This window comes from Mesorhizobium sp. P2_E6 (genome assembly GCF_056403835.1).
This window is the reverse complement of sequence record NZ_JBFUEQ010000014.1, coordinates 56,724-77,766: the sequence shown is the minus strand read 5'-3', so window position 1 is coordinate 77,766 and position 21,043 is coordinate 56,724. Positions and strand designations below refer to the sequence as shown.

Sequence of the window (21,043 nt, the reverse complement as noted above, 5' to 3'; positions counted from 1 at the left end):
TAACACAGAGAGGTAACACAATGAAAAAACTGCTTATTGCCCTGATGACCACGACAGCGGCAGTTTCGCTGGCGGCGTCCGCAGAGGCAGCCGACAAATTGAAGGCTTGCTGGGTCTACACCGGCCCGATCGGTGATTTCGGCTATTCCTACCAGCACGACCAGGGCCGTCTCGAGGTGGAGAAGGCGCTCGGCGACAAGGTCGAAACCGCTTATCTCGAAAACGTCTCCGAAGGCCCCGATGCCGACCGTGCGTTCGAGCGGCTGGCGCGCGAAGGCTGCAAGATCATCTTCGGCACCTCCTTCGGCTTCATGGACCCGGAAGTGAAGGTCGCCAAGAAATTCCCCAAGGTGATGTTCGAGCACGCAACCGGCTACAAGACCGGTGACAATCTCGGCATCTACAATGCGCGTTTCTATGAAGGCCGCTATGTGCTCGGCCAGATCGCCGCCAAGGAATCGAAGGCCGGCGTTGCCGGCTACATCGTTTCCTTCCCGATCCCCGAAGTGGTGATGGGCATCAATTCCTTCATGCTCGGCGCACAGTCGATCAACCCGAACTTCAAGGCCAAGATCGTCTGGGTGAACTCGTGGTTCGATCCGGGCAAGGAAGCCGACGCCGCCAAGGCGCTGTTCGACCAAGGCGCCGACATCGTCGTCCAGCACACCGATTCGACCGCTGCCCTGCAGGTGGCCGAGGAGCGCAAGCTGCACGGCTTCGGCCAGTCCTCCGACATGATCAAGTTCGCGCCGAACGCGCAGCTGACCTCGCTCACCGACGAATGGGGTCCGTACTACATCAGCCGGGTCCAGGCGGCCCTCGACGGCACCTGGAAGCCTGACAATGTCTGGCTCGGCATCAAGGACGGCGCGGTCAAGCTCGCCCCCTTCACCAACATGCCCGACGACGTGAAGGCGATGGCCGAAGCCACCGAGAAGAAGATCGCCGGCGGCTGGAACCCCTTCACCGGACCGATCGCCAAGCAGGACGGCACGCCGTGGCTGAAGGATGGCGAGGTCGCCGACGACGGCACGCTGCTCGGCATGAATTTCTATGTGAAGGGCGTTGACGACAAGCTGCCGCAGTAAGCGGCGCGAGATTCCAAAAAGGAAAGGGGCGCCGCAGGGCGCCCTTTTTCATTCGGCGGGTTCCGTTGCGACCTGGGCACGACGAAACCTCGCCAAGCCGACATCGACCGCGCGGCCCAGCCAAATCCTGAGCAGCCGCTGCGCCGGTCGTTCGCAGATGCGCCAGATCGCCCAGGAAACGATGAGCATCAGTGCGGTGCAGCCAAAGGCTGCGAACCATTTGCCGACCAGGGGAGCCGCGGCGTTGATGACGAGATAACCGATGTTCTGGTGCAGGAGATAGAGCGGATAGGTCAGCCCACCCAGCGCCAGGGTGAGCGCCGATGACCGCACGCTATGACGCAACAGGACCGCGCCGATCAAGGCCGCGTGCATGACGACATTGGCGACAACGAGATTGGCCGACGAAACGGCGATGCCATAGTGATCCTGCATCCAGTGCTGGGTCACGGACAGTGTGCCGCATGAGATCAGGAACGATGCCGCGAGCAGCAGCAAGGCCGGCAGGGAACGGCCATGTGCGTGGAGGTGGTGGACCAGCACGCCGGCGGCGAAGAACGGCGCGAACTCGGTGATGAACAGCACCCTTGCCGCGCCGCTGCCGAGGAAGAATTCGTTCAAGGCCGAGATCGCCAGCCAGATGAAGATCAATTCCAGCTTGTGTCTCTGGAACAGCCCGGTGAACAGGGCCAGGGTCACCCAACCGTAGAAAACCAGTTCAAGAACGATCGACCAGTAGACGCCATCCACGAAAGGCTGGCCGAAGGCTGGCGCGAACATCGTCAGATTGGCGGCATACTGGGCGAAGGAGGCAGGAAGCAGCGTTGTGCCGGCAAGCACGACAATCGCGAAAGTGATGGTCATACAGAGCAGGAAACCCGGATAGAGGCGAACGAAACGTGCGATCGCGAACTGGTCCCAGCGGCGGTTTTCCGCCGACCAGGCAATGACAAAACCGCTGATCAGAAAGAACAGATTGACGCCGAGATAGCCATGGATGGCGAACGGTGCTGCACGTGGATACCCCTCGCCAAGGAAGCCTTCAGCGGCCGCGCCGCGAAAGAAATAGTGGAAGAGCACGACCGCCAGCGCCGCCGTCAGCCTGAGCAGGTCCAGCGTCGCGATGTGATCCTGGCTGGCAGGTCTGACGTCCATCCGAATTTCCGCATTTACGGTCTGGAAACCATACTGCGGATCGCGGCTGAACGGGTTAAGCGAGCTGAACTATCGCCAGGTGTAGTAAATACGGCAGCGTCAGACCGCCGAACCGTAGAGGTCATAGGCATCGGCGCGGTCGATCTTGACAGTGACGATGTCGCCGGCGCGCAGCGGACGGCGCGACTGGATATGCACCGAGCCGTCGATCTCGGGCGCGTCGTATTTGGTGCGGCCCTTTGCCGATGTGCCGTGCGCTTCGTCGATCAGCACCGGCAGGCGCTTGCCGACCTTCTTGGCCAGCTGTGTCGCCGAGATCTTCTGCTGGCGCTGCATGAAGCGATGCCAGCGCGCTTCCTTGATCTCTTGCGGGACCTGTTCGAGACCGAGGTCGTTGGAGCGGGCGCCCCGGACCGGCTCGTATTTGAAGCAGCCGGCGCGGTCGATCTTGGCCTCGTCGAGCCAGTCGAGCAGCATTTCGAAATCGTCGTCCGTTTCGCCGGGAAAGCCGACGATGAAGGTCGAGCGGATGGCGAGATCCGGGCAGACCTCGCGCCAGCCGCGGATGCGCTCGAGCGTCTTTTCGCCATGGGCGGGCCGGCGCATGTTCTTCAGCACCTGCGGCGAAGCATGCTGGAACGGGATGTCGAGATAGGGAAGGATCTTCCCGTCGGCCATCAGCGGGATGACATCGGCGACGTGCGGGTAGGGGTAGACGTAGTGCATGCGCACCCAGATGCCGAGCTTGCCCAGCTCCTCGGAAAGATCGAGGAATTTCGCCCGCACTTCGCGGTCGCCGAACATGCTGGTCTGGTACTTGATGTCGATGCCGTAGGCGCTGGTGTCCTGCGAGATGACGAGGATCTCCTTGACGCCGGCCCTGGCCAGTTTCTCGGCCTCGCGCAGCACGTCAGCCGCGGGCCGCGAGACGAGGTCGCCACGCAGCGCCGGGATGATGCAGAAGGTGCAGCGGTTGTTGCAGCCTTCGGAAATCTTGAGATAGGCGTAGTGGCGCGGGGTCAGCTTGACGCCTTGCGGCGGCAGCAGGTCGATATAGGGATCGTGCGAAGGGGGCGCCGCTTCGTGAACGGCGGCCATCACGCTCTCATAGGCCTGCGGCCCGGTGATTGCCAGCACATTGGGGTGCCTCTCGCGAATGACGTGCGGCTCGGCACCAAGGCAGCCGGTGACGATGACCCTGCCGTTTTCCGAAAGCGCCGAGCCGATGGCGTTGAGCGACTCGTCGCGGGCGGAATCGAGAAAGCCGCAGGTGTTGACCACGACAAGATCTGCGCCGTCATGCTTGCGTGCGATCTCGTAGCCCTCGGCGCGCAGGCGCGTGATGATGCGTTCCGAATCCACAAGGGCTTTCGGGCATCCAAGACTGACAAAACTCACGCGAGGAGCGGACATATAGGGTTTCCGGGCTTTTCAGGATTGCCGGCGCAGTACCACACTTATTGCGGCATTGGTATGGGCACGCCTTCGATGCGGCAAAACGCACGGCGACTGCGCTTGCGACCATGCTCTTCCGGATCGAAGACGCAGCCGGCAACCGCCTCAGCTGACCACGTTGTTGACATGCGGCCAGACTTCCACCGCACCACGGTAGACCATGTCCAAGGCCACATAGAGAATGATCAGCAGGCCGATATAGGCGATCCAGCGGTGGCGATGCAGCAGCTTGGCAATGAAAGTCGCGGCGAGCCCCATCAGCGCGATCGACAGCACAAGGCCGATGACCAACACCGGAAAATGATCGCGCGCGGCACCCGCGACCGCCAGCACGTTGTCGAGCGACATCGACACGTCAGCGACGACGATCTGCAATGCTGCCTGGCCGAGCGTCTTGCGCTTGGCCTTGCCGGCCACCATCTTGTCGCTGTTGAGATCCGAGTTCGACAGCGCCTCGGTCGCTTCCAGCTCATCGGCATGCGACGTGCGCAGCTCGCGGTACATCTTCCAGCAGACCCACAGCAGCAAGATGCCGCCGGCCAGCAGCAGGCCGACGATCGCCAGCAGCTTGATGGTAACCGCGGCAAAACCGATGCGCAGCACCGTTGCCGCCAGCACGCCGATGAGGATCGCCTTCTTGCGTTGTTCGGCCGGCAGGCCGGCGGCAGCAAGGCCGATGACGATCGCATTGTCGCCAGCAAGCACGAGGTCGATGGCGATGACCTGGAGCAAGGCGGTCAGGCTGGCAGCGCTGAAAATGTCCATCGACCGGAAGCCCTTGCTGATTTGCCGAGTGTTCGTCGATTATTCAGGACGGCCCTAACTTGGTGGTCCCTTGGCGTCAAGGGATCACTCACGGCGACGTGATCAAACCATCTTTGCACTGAAGCCGCGTTGAGGGAGCGGCCGCACGCGCCCGTAGCCGGGCAGAACCACCGCGGCCAACTGCCAATCAATCGTAGAGATTATACTTTGCCCACTCGGCTTCCGGAATCTCGTCGCCGATCCGATAGCGGAGCTGCAATACTTCCATATGGTCGGGCGCCGTCTGGCATTTGAATTTCAACCGGTACCATTGCCCCTTGCTACGAAATGCAGCACCCGGACTTCTGATCGCATCGGCGCCCATCTCGGGCGTCGCGAAGGCGTAGGCAACGACGCGATCCGCCTTGAACTTGCGATCGTCATGGGTGATCCGGTCGAGCACTTCGGCATCGCAACGCTGTTCAAGGCGGGTTTGGGGGTCGAGTTTCAACAGGCCGGCGCGCAAGGCATTGTCCATTGCGTTGGCCGGGAAACCCAGTGTCACGGACGCAAAACCCAGTGTCACGGACGCCAGGGCCATCATGCAGAGCTTCTTCATGGGTGGGACAAGCATCATATTTTACCGGAAAAATCAACCAAGGGGAGGGCCCCGAAGCCTGCAGGACCCTTCAATCAAACGGCCGGTTCGTTCAAAATTGCGTGTCGAGATTCATCATGCGATGGTTGCGGCCAACGGACCAACGAGGCACGGCCGGCATCCGTGAGATCGTAGAGGCCGCGGTCGACGCGCGCGAACCAGCCATAGACATTGTGCCGCAGAATCTTCGGCGCGATCGGCGTCAGCGCCGTCAGATCACGCGGACGCTTGGGTCCATCCGCCATGGCGGCGGCGCAGGCAAGCGCGCTTTGGCGATAGGCGGTCATGATCGGATTGCGCGATCCTCCTCCCGCAACGGGATCGCCGCGACGGCGCTGGTGCTCGTCGACCAGGCGAGAGCGCCGGTGCGCATTCTTGCGCGGCGCCATGGCGATCGGGCTGAGAAGCACCTCGACCCGGTCGCTCGCGGTCACGCCAAGCAAGCCGAAGCCAAGCCGGCGGCAGAGATTGCGAAACCGCGCATCGCTTTCGCGTCCCTTGCCGCGGGCCGACATGCGCGCGGCCAGCCACACCTCGTCGCAGGACGTCGCGCGGTCCACGCCCTGCAGCACGAGTTCAAGATTGAACTGCAGCTTCAGTTCGCAGATGACGACGATGGGCGGCTCTCCGTCGCGCAACGCGACGATGTCGCAGCCACCGATCTCACCCTTCACGACGAAGTCGAGGCCTTCGAGGAACCGCTTCACCGGCGCATAAAGTGAGGTCTCGTTCATACAGAGGAGACTTAGCCGATTCGGCGCAAAAAGCCTTCCTGCCAGCGCACAGCAGGAGACAGTCTCCTTTGCCGAACAGCTCTCCGTTGAGGACATGGAAGCCAGCGAGCCCAGCATCGCGATGCCTATGATCATGAAAAAGTGGCGCCGCCGTCCGGAAAATTAGAAACGACTAATGCACTTGTGTCGCATCAGTGTCGCAATCGCGCGATAATTAACCAATGCGCGATTGACGAACGCAGCGTGACGCGCGTCCTCCCAAGATGACCCCTCTGGTCCCTGCCGGTGGGGTTTTCTTTTTTCAATGAACCGTACTGGCGCTCGCGAAGGGGAAGCAAACCTGTCGCGACGCCGCCTTACGACGTCAGCCTTCCGCTTCAGTGGTCGGTGCTGCCGGACTAGATAGCTGCTTGCGGGGCTGGAGCGGATAGCCGATCTGACCAAAGTAGGTCGAAGGGACCGGATCATCGACGCCGTACTTCTCCGGCACCTTGTTGCCGGTGGCATTATAGGTACCGAACATCACGTCGAGGAAGGGCAATTGCCCGGCGAAGTTCTTGTCATAGGCTTCGCGCTGATTGGCGTGATGCCAGCGATGGAACTGCGGGCTGGCGATCAGCCACTTCAAAGGGCCTAACGAAATCCGCATGTTCGAATGGACCAACATCGTGTGCCATAAGTAGATGACCGAAAAGATGGCGATCGAGACTTCCGAGAACCCGAGGAAAAAGACCGGCGTCAGCGATATTGCCTTCGTGACTATGATGTCGACCGGGTGAGAGTGGAAAGCACCGAGCCAGTCCAACTCCTTGATGCCGTGATGAATGGCATGGAACTTCCAAAGCGCAGGGATTTTATGAAAGGCGCGATGTGCCCAGTAGACGCCGAGATCGGTGATCAGGATGATTTCCGCAACCTGTAGCCAGACGGGCTGACTGCCAACGGCTTGCGTTATCGATTGCGGGACAAGCATGGCAGCGAGCCCGAGGACACCGGCGGCCATCAAAACGACGGCCGCCTTTACGATGAAGCTGTTGAACAGCAGGTAGATCACATCGACGGCAAAGCCCTCGCGGAGGATCTTTTGCGGCCGCTCGGCAAAAAGATGTTCGAACGGAATGAAGATCAGCGCGCAGATCAACAGCGCCTTGATACCAAAGATATCCATTCACCCGCCTCTATCGCCCTGGCTTCGTGTCACCCGCGGAAAGCCGGTGATTCGCTAGTCTAGCGCGCAAAGCCACGTTTGATGCAATCGACCACCGCCCTTACCGGGGCGGATGCACGCCAGGTCGTGCTGGAGGTTATGGCGTCCTGGCGAGCCTGTGCGTCCCGGCTTGCCTTTCGCGCATGTTCAATCTCCTCGACCAGCCGCGAATTGTCCGAGCGCAGGTGCTCCAGTTCGGCATCGTTTTGCCGCGAGTGCACGCTGGCTATGTGAGACCATAGCTGCCGTTGCCAGCGGTCCAGGGAAGTCTCCCGGTCCAAGGCATGAGGCTGGAGCTGATCCCGGACCGCGGATGCGAGCCTGCCGAGGCCCATGACGGCGACGGTGTCGGGAAGGAACGCCGTCTCATGCTCGATGCCGAGATGATCGAGAAAGCGCTCCGCATTGACAATGGCGTCCGCGATCAGGTTGGCGTCGTGGAAGGAAATGATGCAGTCCGGCTTCATAAGGCCGAGAACGCCGACAAAGTCCGAAAAGCAGGCCGTGTTGGTGTGCTCCGCGTCGATCAGCGCGAGCGTCGCCTTGGTCTCGATCGACTGGGGCGGCACATTGGAGACGTCGCTATCGATGGTGATCAGCTTGGCCATTGCGTCGGGCGGAAGCTTGTCCGACAGCAAGGCAACCATCCGGGCCGCCGTGTTGTCTGGGTAGTGAAAAACCTCGGCACGCTCGTCGGGCTGGGTCGCCGGCCGCAGATCGACCGATATCACCGCCTCGCAGGCCGGATCGATCAAATGCGGCAACAGGCTGCCGCCGATGTCTGAGCCAACCTCGAGATAGACGTATCGGCCGAGTGTCGATCGCGCGAAGTTCTGCACGCGCAGGAAACTTGTGCGGTCACTGAGCGTGCTTCCGGTATCGACCTGGAAAACAGCAATGTCGAGCGTCTCGATCATGCCCATCGCTTGATTGGCGGTTAGCATTCAGGGGCTCCCATTGGACAATTATTCGCCGCTTGCTTGCATGGCGCGACAGGTTGAATCGCGCAAATCCTGTTGCACTTCGGCTGGATATCCGCAACAGCGTATTTCGCCATGGAACTGGAGCGCCTTGAAAGGTCGACGATGAACCGCCTCTATACTGATCTCCTGATCAAGATCATCGCCAACACGATCTACGGCTCTGGTTCGCAGGTGATCGATCCCTCGAAAATCGGAGAGTCGACCCCCTTCAATCGCGAGGATCGCCTCGTGGGTCGCGATTGGCCGACGGTTGCTCACTCCATGGCAGGCGTCAAGCGCCTGACGAATGTCCGCGACCTCGTCCAGCGCGTCATCGACGAGAACGTGCCCGGGGATTTGATCGAGACCGGCGTCTGGCGCGGTGGTTGCTGTATCCTGATGAAAGGCGTTCTGGCCGCCAACGGGATCACGGACAGGAAGGTGTATGTCGCGGACTCGTTCGACGGTTTGCCACCGCCGGACCCCGAGAATTTTCCGGCCGACCTGGGTGACAGGCTGCACGAATACCGGCAGCTGGCGATCGATCAGGCACAGGTCGAATCCAACTTTGCCGCCTATGACCTGCTGGACGACCAGGTGGTCTTCGTCAAAGGCCTGTTCGGGGACACCTTGCCTAGCCTGAAAGCCGGTCCATTCGCCCTGATTCGACTGGACGGCGATATGTACGAGTCGACGATGGACAGCCTTGAAGCGATTTATCCAAGGCTGTCCCCCGGCGGGTTCGCGATCATCGACGACATGGCGTTTGGGCCATGCCGGCAAGCGGTCGACGACTACCGCGCGCGCAACGGCATCAAAGCCGAGATCCACGAGATAGACTGGACGGGCGGTTGGTGGCAGAAGCCATTGGCTGACAACTGAGCCACGGAATCGCGATGAAAACGAACACCCTGTCCGTCGTTGTTGTCGCCTACAACATTCCCCGAGAGCTGCCGCGAACCTTGCTTTCGCTCGCAACGCCCTACCAGCAAGACGTGACGACGGATGATTACGAGGTCATCGTTGTCGACAACGGATCGTCACCGGCCGTTGGTGAGGGCCTGGTTGCGGACTATGGGCCGAACTTTCGCCTGCTGCGCATCGATGATGCACTGCCTTCGCCCGCGGCTGCCGTCAATCGCGGGATAAGGGAGGCGAGGGGGGACAACATCGGCGTGATGATCGACGGCGCACGGATCGTGACGCCAGGGTTGGTGCATTTCGCTCGCATCGGCCTGGGCATGGCGCCGACGGCAGTCGTGGCCGCACCCGGCTGGTATCTTGGCAGCGACACCCAGGTGAATGCCCGTAGCAATGGCTATACGAAGGCCATCGAGGATTCGCTTTTGCAATCGATCCGATGGCCGGAAGATGGGTACCGTCTGTTCGAGATCGGGACGATGGATGAGTCCTCGGTCGATCCGTGGTTCACGCCGATATCCGAAGCCAATGCCCTGTTCATGAGCCGGGAGAGCTGGCAGGTGATCGGTGGCATGGATGAACGCTTCACCTATCCCGGAGGCGGCCTCGTCAACATCGATACGCTCGAACGTGCGATGGAGATGCCGCGGGCAAAGCTCATCCTCACCCTGGGAGAGGCTACATTTCACCAGTTGCACGGAGGTGTCGCCACCAACGCAAGCGTCGAGCAGCCCAAACACTGGCTCCTCTGGAAGGCCGAAAGGGATGCGTTGAGGGGGCGCGCGAACTTTACCTTTCACGCCCCCTCGGCTTTCGTGGGATCGCTGCCTCCAGCGCTTGCGCCGCACCTTGCCCGCGCCCTGATTGTGTCTCCACACGGCGCCGGGCCAGCCACGGCCGCGGGCTTCAGGGCGCAATTGAAGCCGTCGGAAGAACCCGCGCTGACCAACCAGGCAGCCGCGGCGCTTGTCGAGTTGGCCAAGGTCGAGTTGGAGCGCGGGAATTACAAGGCGGCGGCAGACGTCGCTCGCATGGCAAGCAGCCATGCACCCGCCGAGCTTGCAACGTCTCGCGTGCTTTTGTCAGCCGGCCTTCTTTCGCGGTACAATGAGCATCGGGATGCCGCCTATTTCACGGCGATAGGCGATGCGCACCGTGTCATCGGCGAGAACGAAACCGCCGACAGTCAATACCGCAACGCGCTGGCGCTTGCCGCCGACAGCGTGGGTGCCCATGCCGGTCTGGCCAGCACGCGGATGTCGGGGCCTTCCTATTACGACTGGCTGGAGCGTTTTTACGCAGAGCTGAAGCCCGCCGTGGTGGTGGAGATAGGCGTCTTTGACGGCGTGTCGCTTTCCAAGGTGAAGGCACCAACCCTTGCAATAGGCATCGATCCCAATCCGCGCGCCACGGTGGCGCTCGGCGCGCAAACGCACATTTTTCCGGAGACGAGTGACGTCTTCTTCGATCGCGGTGGAGCGGACGCCCTGCTTGCCGGTCGCCCGGTCGGTGTCGGGTTCATCGACGGTCTGCACACTTTCGACCAGGTTCTGCGCGATTTTGCGAACCTTGAACGCTACTGCGACGCCGGCTCGGTTCTGCTCGTGCACGACACCGCCGCCCTAGACGAGGCGACGCAAAGGGTTCCGCCGACGACGCAATTCCACACCGGCGACGTCTGGAAACTGGTTCCGGCGCTCAGGACGCTGCGCCCCGATCTCGACGTGTTCACCATTGCAACGCCCTGGACCGGGCTCACCGTCATATCCGGCTTCGGCAAGGGCAGATATGATCGTTCATGGATCGCCGACGCCGGCCAACGCTTTGCAAACATGGAGTTTGCCGAGATCGAGGCAAACCTTGGCGAAGCGCTTGGCCTTGTCGCAAACGAATGGGAACCTGTGCTTGCTCGGATCAGGGCCAACCTCGTCGGCAAAGCTGTGGCAATTCACAATCAAGGCGGCTGGCGGCGGCAAATTGCCAGGCTGATGAAGAGGCTATGATGGGCGGGTTCCTGCATCAGTACTTTTTGAACAACAGCGGCAAAGAGATTTACAAGTGGCTGCATTATTTCGACGTCTACGAGCGCCACTTCGAACGGTTCAGAAACCGGAGGCCGGTCGTCGTTGAAATCGGCGTCTACAAGGGCGGATCGCTCGACATGTGGCGTGCCTATTTCGGCGAGGGCGCGCGAATCGTTGGAGTAGACATCGATCCTGCGTGCAAGGCGCACGAGTCCGAAGGGGTCGAAGTCTTCATTGGAAGTCAGGACGACCCTCGACTGCTCGATCGGATCATCGAGAAATATGGCCCCATCGACATCGTCATCGATGATGGCAGCCACATGATGGATCATGTCATCGCGACCTTCGAGCATCTCTACCATCATGTGCAGCCGAACGGCGTCTACTTCGTCGAGGACACGCACACGAGCTATTGGGACGACTATGGCGGAGGGCTGCGCAAGCCGGGATCGTTCATGGAATTCGCCAAGGGAAAGCTCGACGAGATCAACGCGCGTCACGCGCGCGGCGCCTTGCCGCCGAACGCCTTCACCCATGCAACAGACTCGATCTGTGTCTACGACAGCATTGTCGTCTTTGAAAAACGGCCGCAGGGCAGACGTCAGTCGCTGCTGACAGGGCAGGGGTAGACTCCGTCACAGGCCAGTCTGAAGCCGTTGGCTCCGAGCTGAAGGCACCCGCGCCCACGATCTTGCTGGCAATTATTCCCTGAAAGCCCGGGAGAGCTGATCGGTGATGGGTTTCATCAGATAAGACCAGACAGTGCGGTCGCCGGTCTGGATGTGCAATTCGGCAGGCATGCCCGGAATGAGCCGCGTTGCCGTCTTCAGGCAGACCGCCTCGTCGGTAATGTTGATGCGGGCCTCGTAATAGGCCGTCCGGTTGGCTGTGTCCTTGACCAGATCGGGAGAGATCCGATCGACCGTCCCGTGACACTCCGGCGTGGTGTTGCGGTCGAAGGCCGAGAAGCGGATCACGACCGGCTGGCCAAGGCTGACATCGTCGATGCGCAAGGGCGGAACCTGGGCATCGATCACCAGATCGTCCGTCTGAGGCACGATCAGCATCATGGTCTCGCCAGACGCGACAACGCCGCCAACCGTGTGGATCGCAAGCTCCTGCACGACGCCTGATTGCGGCGCCTTTATCGTCATATGGTCCAGCTGGTCCAGGGCAACCTGCTTGCGCTCGACCAGTTCGGCCTCCTTGCCTTCGGCCTCGCGCAGGTCGGCGTTGGCGCTTTTGCGGAAGTCGTTATCGAGTTGGATACTGGCCAGCGCGTTCTCGCTGATGCGCCCTTCCACTTCGGCGATCGCGGCAAGGAGCCTTCCGGCCTCGCCCTTTTGCTGGATCGTCTGCGTTTTCAAGGCGGTCAGGCGATCCAGCGATGCGAACCTCTTGGCGTAGAGATCCTGGATGATGATGAGGTCGTTGGTCGCCAGGTCAAGAGCTTCGAGGGCTGCGGCGCGCTGGGCCTTGAGGCCCTCGATCTGTTCGCGATATTGATCGTTGCGGGTTCCAAGCTGCGCCTTCTGGCTTTCCAGAAGCGTCATGTTGCTTCGATGCAGCGCGTTCTCACCCGCGATGAGGATCGCCATTGCGGGATCGCTGGCCCGGGCGGACAGATCGTCCGGTATGATCATCTCATCGCGGCCAATGGTCTCTGCCTCCAGGCGGGTCATTTGCAGCCGCGCACGGTCCAGCTGTTGGCCAATGATGCCCAGGTTAGCGCGTGCCACCGTGTCGTCGAAGCGAACCAGGACCTGGCCGGCCGTTACCTTGTCGCCATTTCGCACGAGGATTTCGTGGACGGTTCCGCCAGTCTGCTCCTGCACCTTCTTCACATTCGATTCCACCACCACCGTTCCGCTGGCGATGACCGCACCGGCAAGGGAGGTGGTCCCGGCCCAGATGCCGATGCCGCCAACAAGTGCCGCGACAACGACGAGGCCGGATCCAATGGTCCATCGAACTCCGTCACCACGCATCGACGAGCGTTGCAATGCCGGCAGGGCTGGTGCGTGCAAACGCGTCAGGTGGGGCGTTTGCGTGGGTGCGAGGCTCATCATGGCCGCCTGTCATGCAAGGTGACGACGGTTGGTGCGCGTTCGCCGCCCGGGGCCTGTTCCGGCCGCACATTGGCTGGGCGCGTCATCTTTGCCAGCACTTCGTCCCGCGGTCCTATCGCCTGCACCGTTCCGCCGGCCATGACCAGCACGGTATCGATATTCGCCAACGCTGCGGGCCGATGTGCGATGACGACGACGATGCCACCTCGATCGCGTACGCCCTTTATGGCTGCGCCCAGGGCGATGTCGCCTTCGCCGTCCAGATTGGAATTCGGCTCATCTAAAACCACGAGGAACGGATCGCCATACAATGCCCTCGCCAGACCGACCATCTGACGCTGGCCTCCGGAAAGTGCTGAGCCGCCTTCGCCGATGCGCGTCTGGAAACCGTCGCTCAGCCGGAGGATCATCTGTTTGACCCCGGCAGCTTCGGCCGCCGCCACGACGGCGTCCGCGCTCGCATTGGCGTTGAAGCGGTTGATGTTCTCGGCGACGGTACCCTCAAACAACTCGATGTCCTGCGGCAGGTAGCCGACGTCGCGTCCAAGCGCTTCTTCGTCGAACTGATCGAGTGCGGCCGCATCAAGACGCACAGTGCCGCGAAGAGGGGTCCATGCCCCGACGAGCGCACGCGCCAGCGTGGACTTGCCTGACGCACTTGCTCCGATGATGCCCAGCCCGGCTCCCGCCTGCAAGGAGAACGCCACGTTCTGGATGATTGGTTTTTGCTGGCCGGGAGCACCGACCGAGACCGCCTCGACCGACAGCGTCTCCCGAGGCCGTGGCAGCGTAAGAGGCGCTTCTTGTGCATCGGCGTTGCGCAACATCTGCTTGAGCCGGCCATAGCTCTGTCTGGTCGAAACCCAGGGGCGCCAGTTGGCAATGACGAGATCGACGGGCGACAGTGCCCTGGCGAGCATGATCGACGTCGCGATCATGATGCCAGGCGATGCCTCGCCTTCGATCACCAGGTAAGCGCCAAGTCCGAGCATCAGCGATTGCAGGATCATTCGCCACGTCCGCGAGACGGTCCCGGTCGCGCCGACGACATCGGAAATGCGCAACTGATTGGCAAGATACGCTTCGCTCCGATCCTGCCAGAGACCGCTGATGCGACGTCCCATGCCAAGCGCGCGCACCACCTCGGCATTGCGACGCCCGGCATCGGAAAGCTGCTTGCGGGAAATGGACGATTCCATCGCCCGTTTGGCGGGTCCCCGGCTAAGCCCTTCGGCAACCAGTGTCAGCAAGACGCTCACGATCGCGCCGGCCGTCGCGAGCGCTCCAAGCAGCGGGTGGAGGAAAAAGATGCCGACCAGATAGAAGGGCAGCCAGGGCAGATCGAAGAAGGCTGTCGGGCCCGATCCCGAAATGAAGCTGCGTATCTGGTCGAGATCGCCGATCGGCTGAAGGCGTGTGCCTTCCTGACCGGACCTGAGAGGGAGCGAGACCGAGAGAGCGAAGACAGCCGGTTGCAGGCTGGTGTCGAAACGCCTGCCGATCCGGGCAAGCAGCCTGAGCCGCAGGAGATCAAGCAGACCATAGGCGATGTAAAGTCCCGCCATGGCGATCGAGAGCACTGTCAGGGTCGGAATGCTGTGCGAAGGCAGGACACGGTCATAGACCTGAAGCATGTAGAGCGAGCCGGTCAGGCCAAGCAGGTTGATCATTCCCGAGAACACGGCAACGCAAGCCAGTGCCGCAGCGCACGACCTTAGCGCACGGCTGGGCGCGGACAATCCCGCTGGGGCAGGCCGGGTGCCGCCGCGGTTCTGTATCTGAATTGCCACATGCCCCCGCTTAACGTTCAGGCTACGACGAAATCGGCGTTGGTCAGCGCCAGGTTTGCGGCAAGCGTGGCGAAATGGGTGGAACCACCCGCCGCACTGCCGTTGCTGTCATAGATGAGCCAGCCGGTATCCGTCTCATAGATGATATGATCGTTGCCGTCACCCGCAAGGCCGGTGGTGTTCTTAACGAACTGTTCCGCCGTCAGCGTGCCGTTGCCGCCAAGCGCTGCAAAGATCGCATTGTCGACCTGGATTGTGTCGTCGACCACTGAGAAGTCGGTGATGCGGTCGACATTGGCAGAAGCGTTCAGCGCCGTGGTGAAGACGAAGGTGTCATGACCGGTGCTGCCGGACAGCGTGTCGTTGCCGAGCAGGCCGTTGATGATGTTGTTGCCCGAATTGCCGGTGATGATGTTGGCAGTCGAGTTGCCTGTGCCATTGATGGAAGCCGCGCTGCGCAACGCCAGGTTCTCCAGCTCCTGGCCGGAAAGATTGAACGAGACATAGGCCTGCACATTGTCGGTGCCACCGCCGTTGGCCTCGATGACATGGTCTCCGGCATTGTCGACATAGTAGGTGTCGTTGCCTTGAGCGCCACTCATGGTGTCGGCGCCGGCAAGGCCGTTGATGACGTTGTTGCCACTGTTGCCGGTGATGATGTTGGCAGCGGAATTGCCGGTGCCGTTGATCGAGGCCGCGCCGCGCAGCGCCAAGTTCTCCAGCGCCTGTCCCGATAGGTTGAAGCTGACATAGGCCTGCACATTGTCGGTGCCCCCGCCATTGGCCTCGATGACATGGTCGCCGGCATTGTCGACATAATAGGTGTCGTTGCCTTGCGCGCCGCTCATGGTGTCGGCACCGGCAAGGCCGTTGATGATGTTGCTGCCTGAATTGCCGGTGATGATGTTGGCAATGGAATTGCCGATGCCGTTGATGGAGGCCGCGCCGCGCAGCGTCAGGTTCTCCAGCTCCTGACCGGAGAGATTGAAGGAAATCGTGCTGTTGACTGTATCGGTGCCCTGGCCATTGGCCTCGAGGACAACGTCGCCGGCATTGTCGACCCAGAAGGTGTCGTTGCCGGTGCCACCGCTCATCGTGTCGGCGCCGGCGCCACCATTGATGGTGTCGGCGCCGCCGAACCCATAGAGCACGTCGTGCAGCGGCGTTCCGTTCAGCGTGTCATTGCCACTCAGCGCGAGATTGAGCAGACCCATCGTGTCATTGCTGAAGACGAAGCTCGCAACGTCGGTGGCCGCTACGTTCAGGCCCGTGATCTGCAGCACCGTGCTGCCAGCCACCACATACTGGACGGATGTCACGGTCCCACCCGTAGGGACGCCGGCGTTATAAGTGAATCCAGAGCCCTGAAAGAGTGTGTAATTCGACGCGTCGTCAAAAAACCTTGCATAGAGAGGCTGCGGGTCTTCGAAGTCGTAGTCGACCAGTGCTCCCACCTGCAGCGTATCGAAATTCAGTCCAAAAACCGTACCACCGCTGACAACAGCCATGACGTTCTCCCACCCAAGATTAACAACCCCAACCTATATTTACGAGGTTTCCTGAAACAGCACAACTGACCGTTCTTACTTGTAGTTAGCCAGCGAGGGTTCGGGATGGAATTGTTGCGATGGACTTTGGCGGCGGCGGCAAGGTCCGCTTCGGGCCGACCGGCATGATCTCCTTACACCACGACGAAATCGGCGTTGGTGAGTGCCAGGTTGGCGGCCAGTGTGGCGAAATGGGTCGAGCCGCCAGCGGCACTGCCGTTGCTGTCATAATAGAGCCAGCCGGTATCCGTCTCGTAGATGATGTGGTCGTTGCCGTCGGCGGCAAGGCCGGTTGTGTTCCTGACGAACTGGTCCGCCGTCAGCGTGCCGCTGCCGCCAAGCGCTGTGAAGATGGCGTTGTCGACCTGGATGCTGTCGTCGGCGACCGAGAAATCGGTGATGCGGTCGACGTTGGTCGATGCATTGAGCGCCGTGGTGAAGACAAAGGTGTCGTTGCCGGTGCTGCCGCTCAGCGTGTCGTTGCCGAGGAGGCCGTTGATGACATTGGCACCCGAATTGCCGGTGATGATGTTGGCGGTCGAGTTGCCGGTGCCGTTGATCGAGGCCGCGCTGCGCAGTGCCAGGTTCTCGAGCTCCTGTCCCGACAGGTTGAACGAGACGAAGGCCTGGACATTGTCGGTGCCCTGGCCGTTGAGCTCGACGACATGGTCGCCGGCATTGTCGACATAGTAGGTGTCGTTGCCGATGCCGCCTTGCATGGTGTCGGCGCCTTCCTTGCCGTCCAACGTATCATTGCCGCCAAGACCGCTCAGCGTGTTGACACCTGAATTGCCGTTCATCGCGTTGGCCAGGCTGTTGCCGGTGGCGTTGATCGAGGCGGCACTGCGCAGTGCGACGTTCTCGATGTTGCCCGTGAAGTGGTTGCCATCACTGAGGTTGATCGAGATATAGCCATTGACGATATCCGAGCCGTTGGCGCCGGCGGTGTTTTCACTGACGATATCGCCAGCGTTGTCGACATAGTAGGTGTCGTTGCCGGCCCCGCCATACATGCTGTCGGCACCTGCCTTGCCATCCAGCGTGTCATTGCCGGCCTTGCCGTCCAAATGGTCGCCGCCCGAGGAACCATATATGGCTTGGGTGCCGTCGGTGCCGGTCAGCGTCAAGGCATTCGTGCCAAGCCCGACGATAGATGAAATGCCGTTCACCGCTGTCACCGATACCGACGTGCGGATGGTCGACTGGCCCATCAGATCGATCTTGGCGTTGAAGCCGGCAGCGATCGTCGCGGTGAGAACCACCGGTGTCACCTGATCGCCGCTGGCAAACGTGATGGTCTTGAGACCGGCCGTCACCTCCTCGGAATAGCCGCCGGCGCTGCCGCTGGCCGTGTTCGGTCCGCTGCTGACGGAAACCGTTATGCCTGCGCGCCCTTCGCCGATCGAATAGAACTGGTCGGCGGTCACGGTATCGTTGAAGGCGACACCGGTGAGAAACTGGTGATTGCCGCCTGGCCGGCCGAAATCTTCGGTCAGCATCGTCGCGTTGAGACCCTGATAGATGCCCTGGGCCTGGCCGACACCGACCTCCTGATAGTCCGGATCCATCAAATTGACCCGGTGGCCGCGGCCAGGGTAGTTCGAATCGACAAACAGAAGTTGATGGAGTTGCAGAGACATCTCCGGTGTGAGCGTGCCGGAAGTAGCGCTGTAGGCGATGTTTTCACCTGCCGTATTCCAGTCATAGCCAGCGGCCGTGATCCGCTCGAATGGATCGTGGCCGCTCAGATCAGTATGCGAAAAGTAGTCGTGGTCGATCATGTCCTGGCTATGCGCCCGCGCCACGCCGAGCAGCGTGTCGTTCATCGCCAGCGGCTGCTTCATCGCGGCGGAGATGGTCTCGTTGGCCGGGACCCCCTCATTGAGGCTTATGCCATATCGTGCGGCTTCAGCGGCCGGATCGAGCCGCGCGCGATTGATCAGTTCCAGGATTGCCTGCTCGACAGCACTCTGATTGGCCATGACTTTCCCCATCCAGTATTGTGCGAGTATTATTTTTAGGCAACATGCCGCCAAAACGCCAGCCGGCTGGAAGAAACCAGCTCAAAAGCCGTGCCATTCAACGCTTGAACGGGCTGCACAGCAGATATGCCCACGCAATCGCCGACGCCGTAATCGAGCGCCTGCGATTGCGTGGGGAGTTCTATCTTCGAGCGGATCAGACCACGGCGAAATCGGCGTTGGTGAGCGCCAGATTGGCGGTCAGCGTGGCGAAATGCGTGGAGCCGCCAGCGGCGCTGCCGTCGCTGTCATAGTAGAGCCAGCCGGTGTCGGTCTCGTAGATGATGTGATCGTTGCCGTCGCCGGCAAGGCCGGTGGTGTTCTTGATGAACTGGTCGGCCGTCAGCGTGCCGTTGCCGCCGAGCGCGGCAAAGATCGCATTGTCGAGCTGGATGGTGTCGTCGACCACCGAGAAATCGGTGATGCGGTCGACATTGGTCGAGGCGTTCAGCGCTGTGGTAAAGACGAAGGTATCCTGGCCAGTGCTGCCGGACAGCGTGTCGTTGCCGAGGAGGCCGTTGATCGCGTTCGCGCCACTGTTCCCGGTGATGACATTGGCAATGGAGTTGCCGGTGCCGTTGATGTTGCCGGCGCTTCTCAGCGCCAGATTCTCCAGCTCCTGCCCGGAGAGGTTGAAGCTGACGTAGGCCTGGACATTGTCGATGCCCTGGCCGTTGAGCTCGATGACGTGGTCGCCGGCATTGTCGACATAATAGGTGTCGTTGCCTTGTGCGCCGCTCATCGTGTCGGCGCCTGCAAGGCCGTCGATGATGTTGTCACCGGTGTTGCCGGTGATGATGTTGGCAGCGGAATTGCCGGTGCCGTTGATGGAAGCCGAGCTGCGCAGCGCCAGGTTCTCCAGCTCCTGCCCGGAGAGGTTGAAGGAGACGTAGGCCTGCACATTGTCGATGCCCTGGCCGTTGAGCTCGACAACGTGGTCGCCGGCATTGTCGACATAATAGGTATCGTTGCCTTGCGCGCCGCTCATCGTGTCGGCGCCGGCAAGGCCGTCGATGATGTTGTTGCCGGTGTTGCCGGTGATGATGTTGGCAGCGGAATTGCCGGTGCCGTTGATCGAAGCCGAGCTGCGCAACGCCAGGTTCTCCAACTCCTGTCCCGACAGGTTGAAGGAGACATAGGCCTGGACATTGTCGGTGCCGCCGCCATTCGCCTCGATGACATGGTCGCCGGCATTGTCAACATAATAGGTGTCGTTGCCGGTGCTGCCGCTCATCGTGTCGGCACCGCCGAGCCCATTGATGACGTTGTTGCCGGAATTGCCGGTGATGATGTTGGCAATGGAATTGCCGGTGCCGTTGATCGAGGCCCCACTGCGCAGCGCCAGGTTCTCCAACTCCTGGCCGGAGAGGCTGAAGGAGACGTAGGCCTGGACGTTGTCGGTGCCCTGGCCGTTGAGCTCGATGACATGGTCGCCGACGTTGTCGACATAGTAGGTATCGTTGCCGGTGCTGCCGCTCATCGTGTCGGCGCCGGCGAGCCCATCGATGACGTTGTTGCCGGAATTGCCTGTGATGATGTTGGCAGCGGAATTGCCGGTGCCATTGATCGAAGCCGCGCTGCGCAGCGCCAGGTTCTCCAGCGCCTGGCCGGAGAGGTTGAAGCTGACATAAGCCTGGACATTGTCGGTGCCCTGGCCATTGGCCTCGAGGACAAGGTCGCCGGCATTGTCGACATAGTAGGTGTCGTTGCCAAGACCGCCCTGCATGATGTCGGCGCCACCGCGGCCGTCGATCACATTGGCAACATTATTCCCGATGACGGTATCGGCATGTGCGCTGCCGACGACGTTTTCGATCGTTGTCGAGAACGCAAGGCCCAGATTTCGCTCCCATTCATAGGCCGGGGTGGTCGGATCAGTCAGGGTGTTTCGAATAAAGTCTCCAAAGCCACCAAATTGCGCGGTGAGGTCAGCAATCTGATTCTCGACATTGTAGTAGTCGAGATCCGAATAGGCGCCGGGGCGCAAATCGACGGTAGAACCTCGAGAAAGCGCGGACAGGTCTAGAGTGTCCGTGCCGCCGGCATCGTAGATCGCCTGCCTGCCATTCAAGCCATTGTCGGTAAAGGCATAGACAGTATTGCCGGTGGCAGTGGTCGGATCTGCGCCGTAGTGGGACTGAATCGCCATGATATCGAGCACCATTGGCGTAAAGGACGACGTTCCCTCGACGCTATAGGAGATGCCCCCGCCGCTGCCTGACCACGTGAAGAAATTGTCTTCCGACGTGTAGCTCATCACCGTGTAGGTTGTGCTGTCGTACCCCGCCGGCACGGTCGGCGCCTCGAAGGGGTGCTTCAGTCCCAGGGCATGCCCGGATTCGTGGATGAGAATCTGGAAATCAGAGGTTTGCGGGGCGAAATCGGAAGACTTATAGGTTTCGTCGACCCAGACGTCGCCGTTGACGGCAATTGCCGTGTTGCCGGACAGGGGCGGGCCATAGGCATAGGCGGCTGTGCCTGAACCCTGGCGCGCTGTGACGTCGGTGAATGCGACGCGGATTTGCCCGGGGATTGCGTCCGATACCTCGTTTATCGAAGGCGCGATCAACGCGTCCCAAAGGGACAAGGCGCTCCGAAAGCTCGCCGCCTGGGTGCTGTTGAAAGGTCCGGACTGAGCGTCGAAAGGCTCTCCCGATCCATAATCTGT

The 21,043-nt window shown here is 61.1% G+C and carries 16 protein-coding genes; 4 read left to right on the top strand and 12 right to left on the bottom strand.

Translation table 11 applies throughout. The features are described from left to right. Nucleotides 1-20 precede the first annotated feature (20 nt). Nucleotides 21-1,088 carry a BMP family ABC transporter substrate-binding protein gene (locus AC1D08_RS28480; RefSeq protein WP_457153392.1) on the top strand — a complete coding sequence of 356 codons (1,068 nt, stop codon included), beginning with the start codon at nt 21-23 and terminating at the stop codon, nt 1,086-1,088. Between the two features lie 48 nt (nt 1,089-1,136). Here the strand turns inward: AC1D08_RS28480 and AC1D08_RS28475 are convergent, their stop codons facing one another. The 7 genes from AC1D08_RS28475 to AC1D08_RS28445 form a co-directional block, all read right to left on the bottom strand. Next, nucleotides 1,137-2,243, bottom strand: a complete 1,107-nt coding sequence (locus AC1D08_RS28475; protein WP_477424584.1) for an acyltransferase family protein — start codon at nt 2,241-2,243, stop codon at nt 1,137-1,139. A gap of 99 nt (nt 2,244-2,342) precedes the next feature. After that, complete coding sequence (gene rimO / locus AC1D08_RS28470; RefSeq protein WP_457155165.1) at nt 2,343-3,656, bottom strand: 30S ribosomal protein S12 methylthiotransferase RimO; 1,314 nt, start codon at nt 3,654-3,656, stop codon at nt 2,343-2,345. Nucleotides 3,657-3,803: 147 nt separating this feature from the next. Next, on the bottom strand, nt 3,804-4,463 hold the full coding sequence (locus AC1D08_RS28465) for a TerC family protein (protein WP_477424582.1): 660 nt from the start codon (nt 4,461-4,463) through the stop codon (nt 3,804-3,806). A gap of 187 nt (nt 4,464-4,650) precedes the next feature. Continuing rightward, nucleotides 4,651-5,079, bottom strand: a complete 429-nt coding sequence (locus AC1D08_RS28460) for a DUF930 domain-containing protein (protein WP_457154815.1) — start codon at nt 5,077-5,079, stop codon at nt 4,651-4,653. A 56-nt stretch (nt 5,080-5,135) separates the two neighbouring features. Next, nucleotides 5,136-5,834, bottom strand: coding sequence for a DUF2161 domain-containing phosphodiesterase (locus tag AC1D08_RS28455; RefSeq protein ID WP_457154814.1), 699 nt, complete (start codon nt 5,832-5,834; stop codon nt 5,136-5,138). Between the two features lie 364 nt (nt 5,835-6,198). After that, nucleotides 6,199-6,975 carry a sterol desaturase family protein gene (locus AC1D08_RS28450; RefSeq protein ID WP_477424580.1) on the bottom strand — a complete coding sequence of 259 codons (777 nt, stop codon included), beginning with the start codon at nt 6,973-6,975 and terminating at the stop codon, nt 6,199-6,201. 86 nt (nt 6,976-7,061) lie between these two features. After that, nucleotides 7,062-7,985 carry a class I SAM-dependent methyltransferase gene (locus AC1D08_RS28445; protein WP_477304016.1) on the bottom strand — a complete coding sequence of 308 codons (924 nt, stop codon included), beginning with the start codon at nt 7,983-7,985 and terminating at the stop codon, nt 7,062-7,064. Between the two features lie 111 nt (nt 7,986-8,096). On the opposite strand from AC1D08_RS28445, the gene AC1D08_RS28440 reads away from it, so the two are divergent. From AC1D08_RS28440 to AC1D08_RS28430, 3 genes are read left to right on the top strand one after another with little or no spacing between them, the layout of a single operon-like run. Beyond that, entirely contained in the window at nt 8,097-8,885 is a 789-nt protein-coding gene (locus AC1D08_RS28440; RefSeq protein ID WP_477424578.1) for a TylF/MycF/NovP-related O-methyltransferase, read from the top strand. A 14-nt stretch (nt 8,886-8,899) separates the two neighbouring features. Then, the gene (locus AC1D08_RS28435) at nt 8,900-10,927 is read left to right on the top strand and encodes a glycosyltransferase (RefSeq protein WP_477424576.1); all 2,028 of its coding nucleotides are present in this window, start codon (nt 8,900-8,902) and stop codon (nt 10,925-10,927) included. Next, nucleotides 10,927-11,577 (top strand): class I SAM-dependent methyltransferase, encoded by a 651-nt coding sequence (locus tag AC1D08_RS28430; protein WP_477424574.1) that lies wholly within the window; start codon nt 10,927-10,929, stop codon nt 11,575-11,577. Before AC1D08_RS28435 ends, AC1D08_RS28430 begins: the two co-directional genes overlap by 1 nt. Nucleotides 11,578-11,649: 72 nt before the next feature. On the opposite strand, the gene AC1D08_RS28425 is transcribed toward AC1D08_RS28430, so the two are convergent. The 5 genes from AC1D08_RS28425 to AC1D08_RS28405 form a co-directional block, all read right to left on the bottom strand. Then, entirely contained in the window at nt 11,650-13,014 is a 1,365-nt protein-coding gene (locus AC1D08_RS28425; RefSeq protein ID WP_477424572.1) for an HlyD family type I secretion periplasmic adaptor subunit, read from the bottom strand. After that, nucleotides 13,014-14,807: a type I secretion system permease/ATPase gene (locus tag AC1D08_RS28420; protein WP_477424570.1), complete on the bottom strand. Its 1,794-nt coding sequence runs from the start codon at nt 14,805-14,807 to the stop codon at nt 13,014-13,016. The genes AC1D08_RS28425 and AC1D08_RS28420 overlap by 1 nt, the downstream gene beginning before the upstream one ends. 17 nt (nt 14,808-14,824) lie before the next feature. Beyond that, the gene (locus AC1D08_RS28415; protein WP_477424568.1) at nt 14,825-16,315 is read right to left on the bottom strand and encodes a beta strand repeat-containing protein; all 1,491 of its coding nucleotides are present in this window, start codon (nt 16,313-16,315) and stop codon (nt 14,825-14,827) included. 173 nt (nt 16,316-16,488) lie between these two features. After that, nucleotides 16,489-18,336, bottom strand: a complete 1,848-nt coding sequence (locus AC1D08_RS28410; RefSeq protein ID WP_477424566.1) for a CAP domain-containing protein — start codon at nt 18,334-18,336, stop codon at nt 16,489-16,491. Nucleotides 18,337-18,532: 196 nt separating this feature from the next. Beyond that, a complete protein-coding gene (locus AC1D08_RS28405; RefSeq protein WP_477424564.1) occupies nt 18,533-20,962 on the bottom strand; it encodes a hypothetical protein in 2,430 nt (809 codons plus the stop codon). Nucleotides 20,963-21,043 lie beyond the last annotated feature (81 nt).

What these genes read in the sequence shown, in the direction of transcription:
- AC1D08_RS28480 (WP_457153392.1), top strand. Translation starts at nt 21, where the DNA reads ATGAAAAAACTGCTTATTGCCCTGATGACCACGACAGCGGCAGTTTCG.
- AC1D08_RS28475 (WP_477424584.1), bottom strand. Translation starts at nt 2,243, where the DNA reads ATGGACGTCAGACCTGCCAGCCAGGATCACATCGCGACGCTGGACCTG.
- rimO (WP_457155165.1), bottom strand. Translation starts at nt 3,656, where the DNA reads ATGTCCGCTCCTCGCGTGAGTTTTGTCAGTCTTGGATGCCCGAAAGCC.
- AC1D08_RS28465 (WP_477424582.1), bottom strand. Translation starts at nt 4,463, where the DNA reads ATGGACATTTTCAGCGCTGCCAGCCTGACCGCCTTGCTCCAGGTCATC.
- AC1D08_RS28460 (WP_457154815.1), bottom strand. Translation starts at nt 5,079, where the DNA reads ATGATGCTTGTCCCACCCATGAAGAAGCTCTGCATGATGGCCCTGGCG.
- AC1D08_RS28455 (WP_457154814.1), bottom strand. Translation starts at nt 5,834, where the DNA reads ATGAACGAGACCTCACTTTATGCGCCGGTGAAGCGGTTCCTCGAAGGC.
- AC1D08_RS28445 (WP_477304016.1), bottom strand. Translation starts at nt 7,985, where the DNA reads ATGCTAACCGCCAATCAAGCGATGGGCATGATCGAGACGCTCGACATT.
- AC1D08_RS28440 (WP_477424578.1), top strand. Translation starts at nt 8,097, where the DNA reads ATGGAACTGGAGCGCCTTGAAAGGTCGACGATGAACCGCCTCTATACT.
- AC1D08_RS28435 (WP_477424576.1), top strand. Translation starts at nt 8,900, where the DNA reads ATGAAAACGAACACCCTGTCCGTCGTTGTTGTCGCCTACAACATTCCC.
- AC1D08_RS28430 (WP_477424574.1), top strand. Translation starts at nt 10,927, where the DNA reads ATGGGCGGGTTCCTGCATCAGTACTTTTTGAACAACAGCGGCAAAGAG.
- AC1D08_RS28425 (WP_477424572.1), bottom strand. Translation starts at nt 13,014, where the DNA reads ATGAGCCTCGCACCCACGCAAACGCCCCACCTGACGCGTTTGCACGCA.
- AC1D08_RS28415 (WP_477424568.1), bottom strand. Translation starts at nt 16,315, where the DNA reads ATGGCTGTTGTCAGCGGTGGTACGGTTTTTGGACTGAATTTCGATACG.
- AC1D08_RS28410 (WP_477424566.1), bottom strand. Translation starts at nt 18,336, where the DNA reads ATGGCCAATCAGAGTGCTGTCGAGCAGGCAATCCTGGAACTGATCAAT.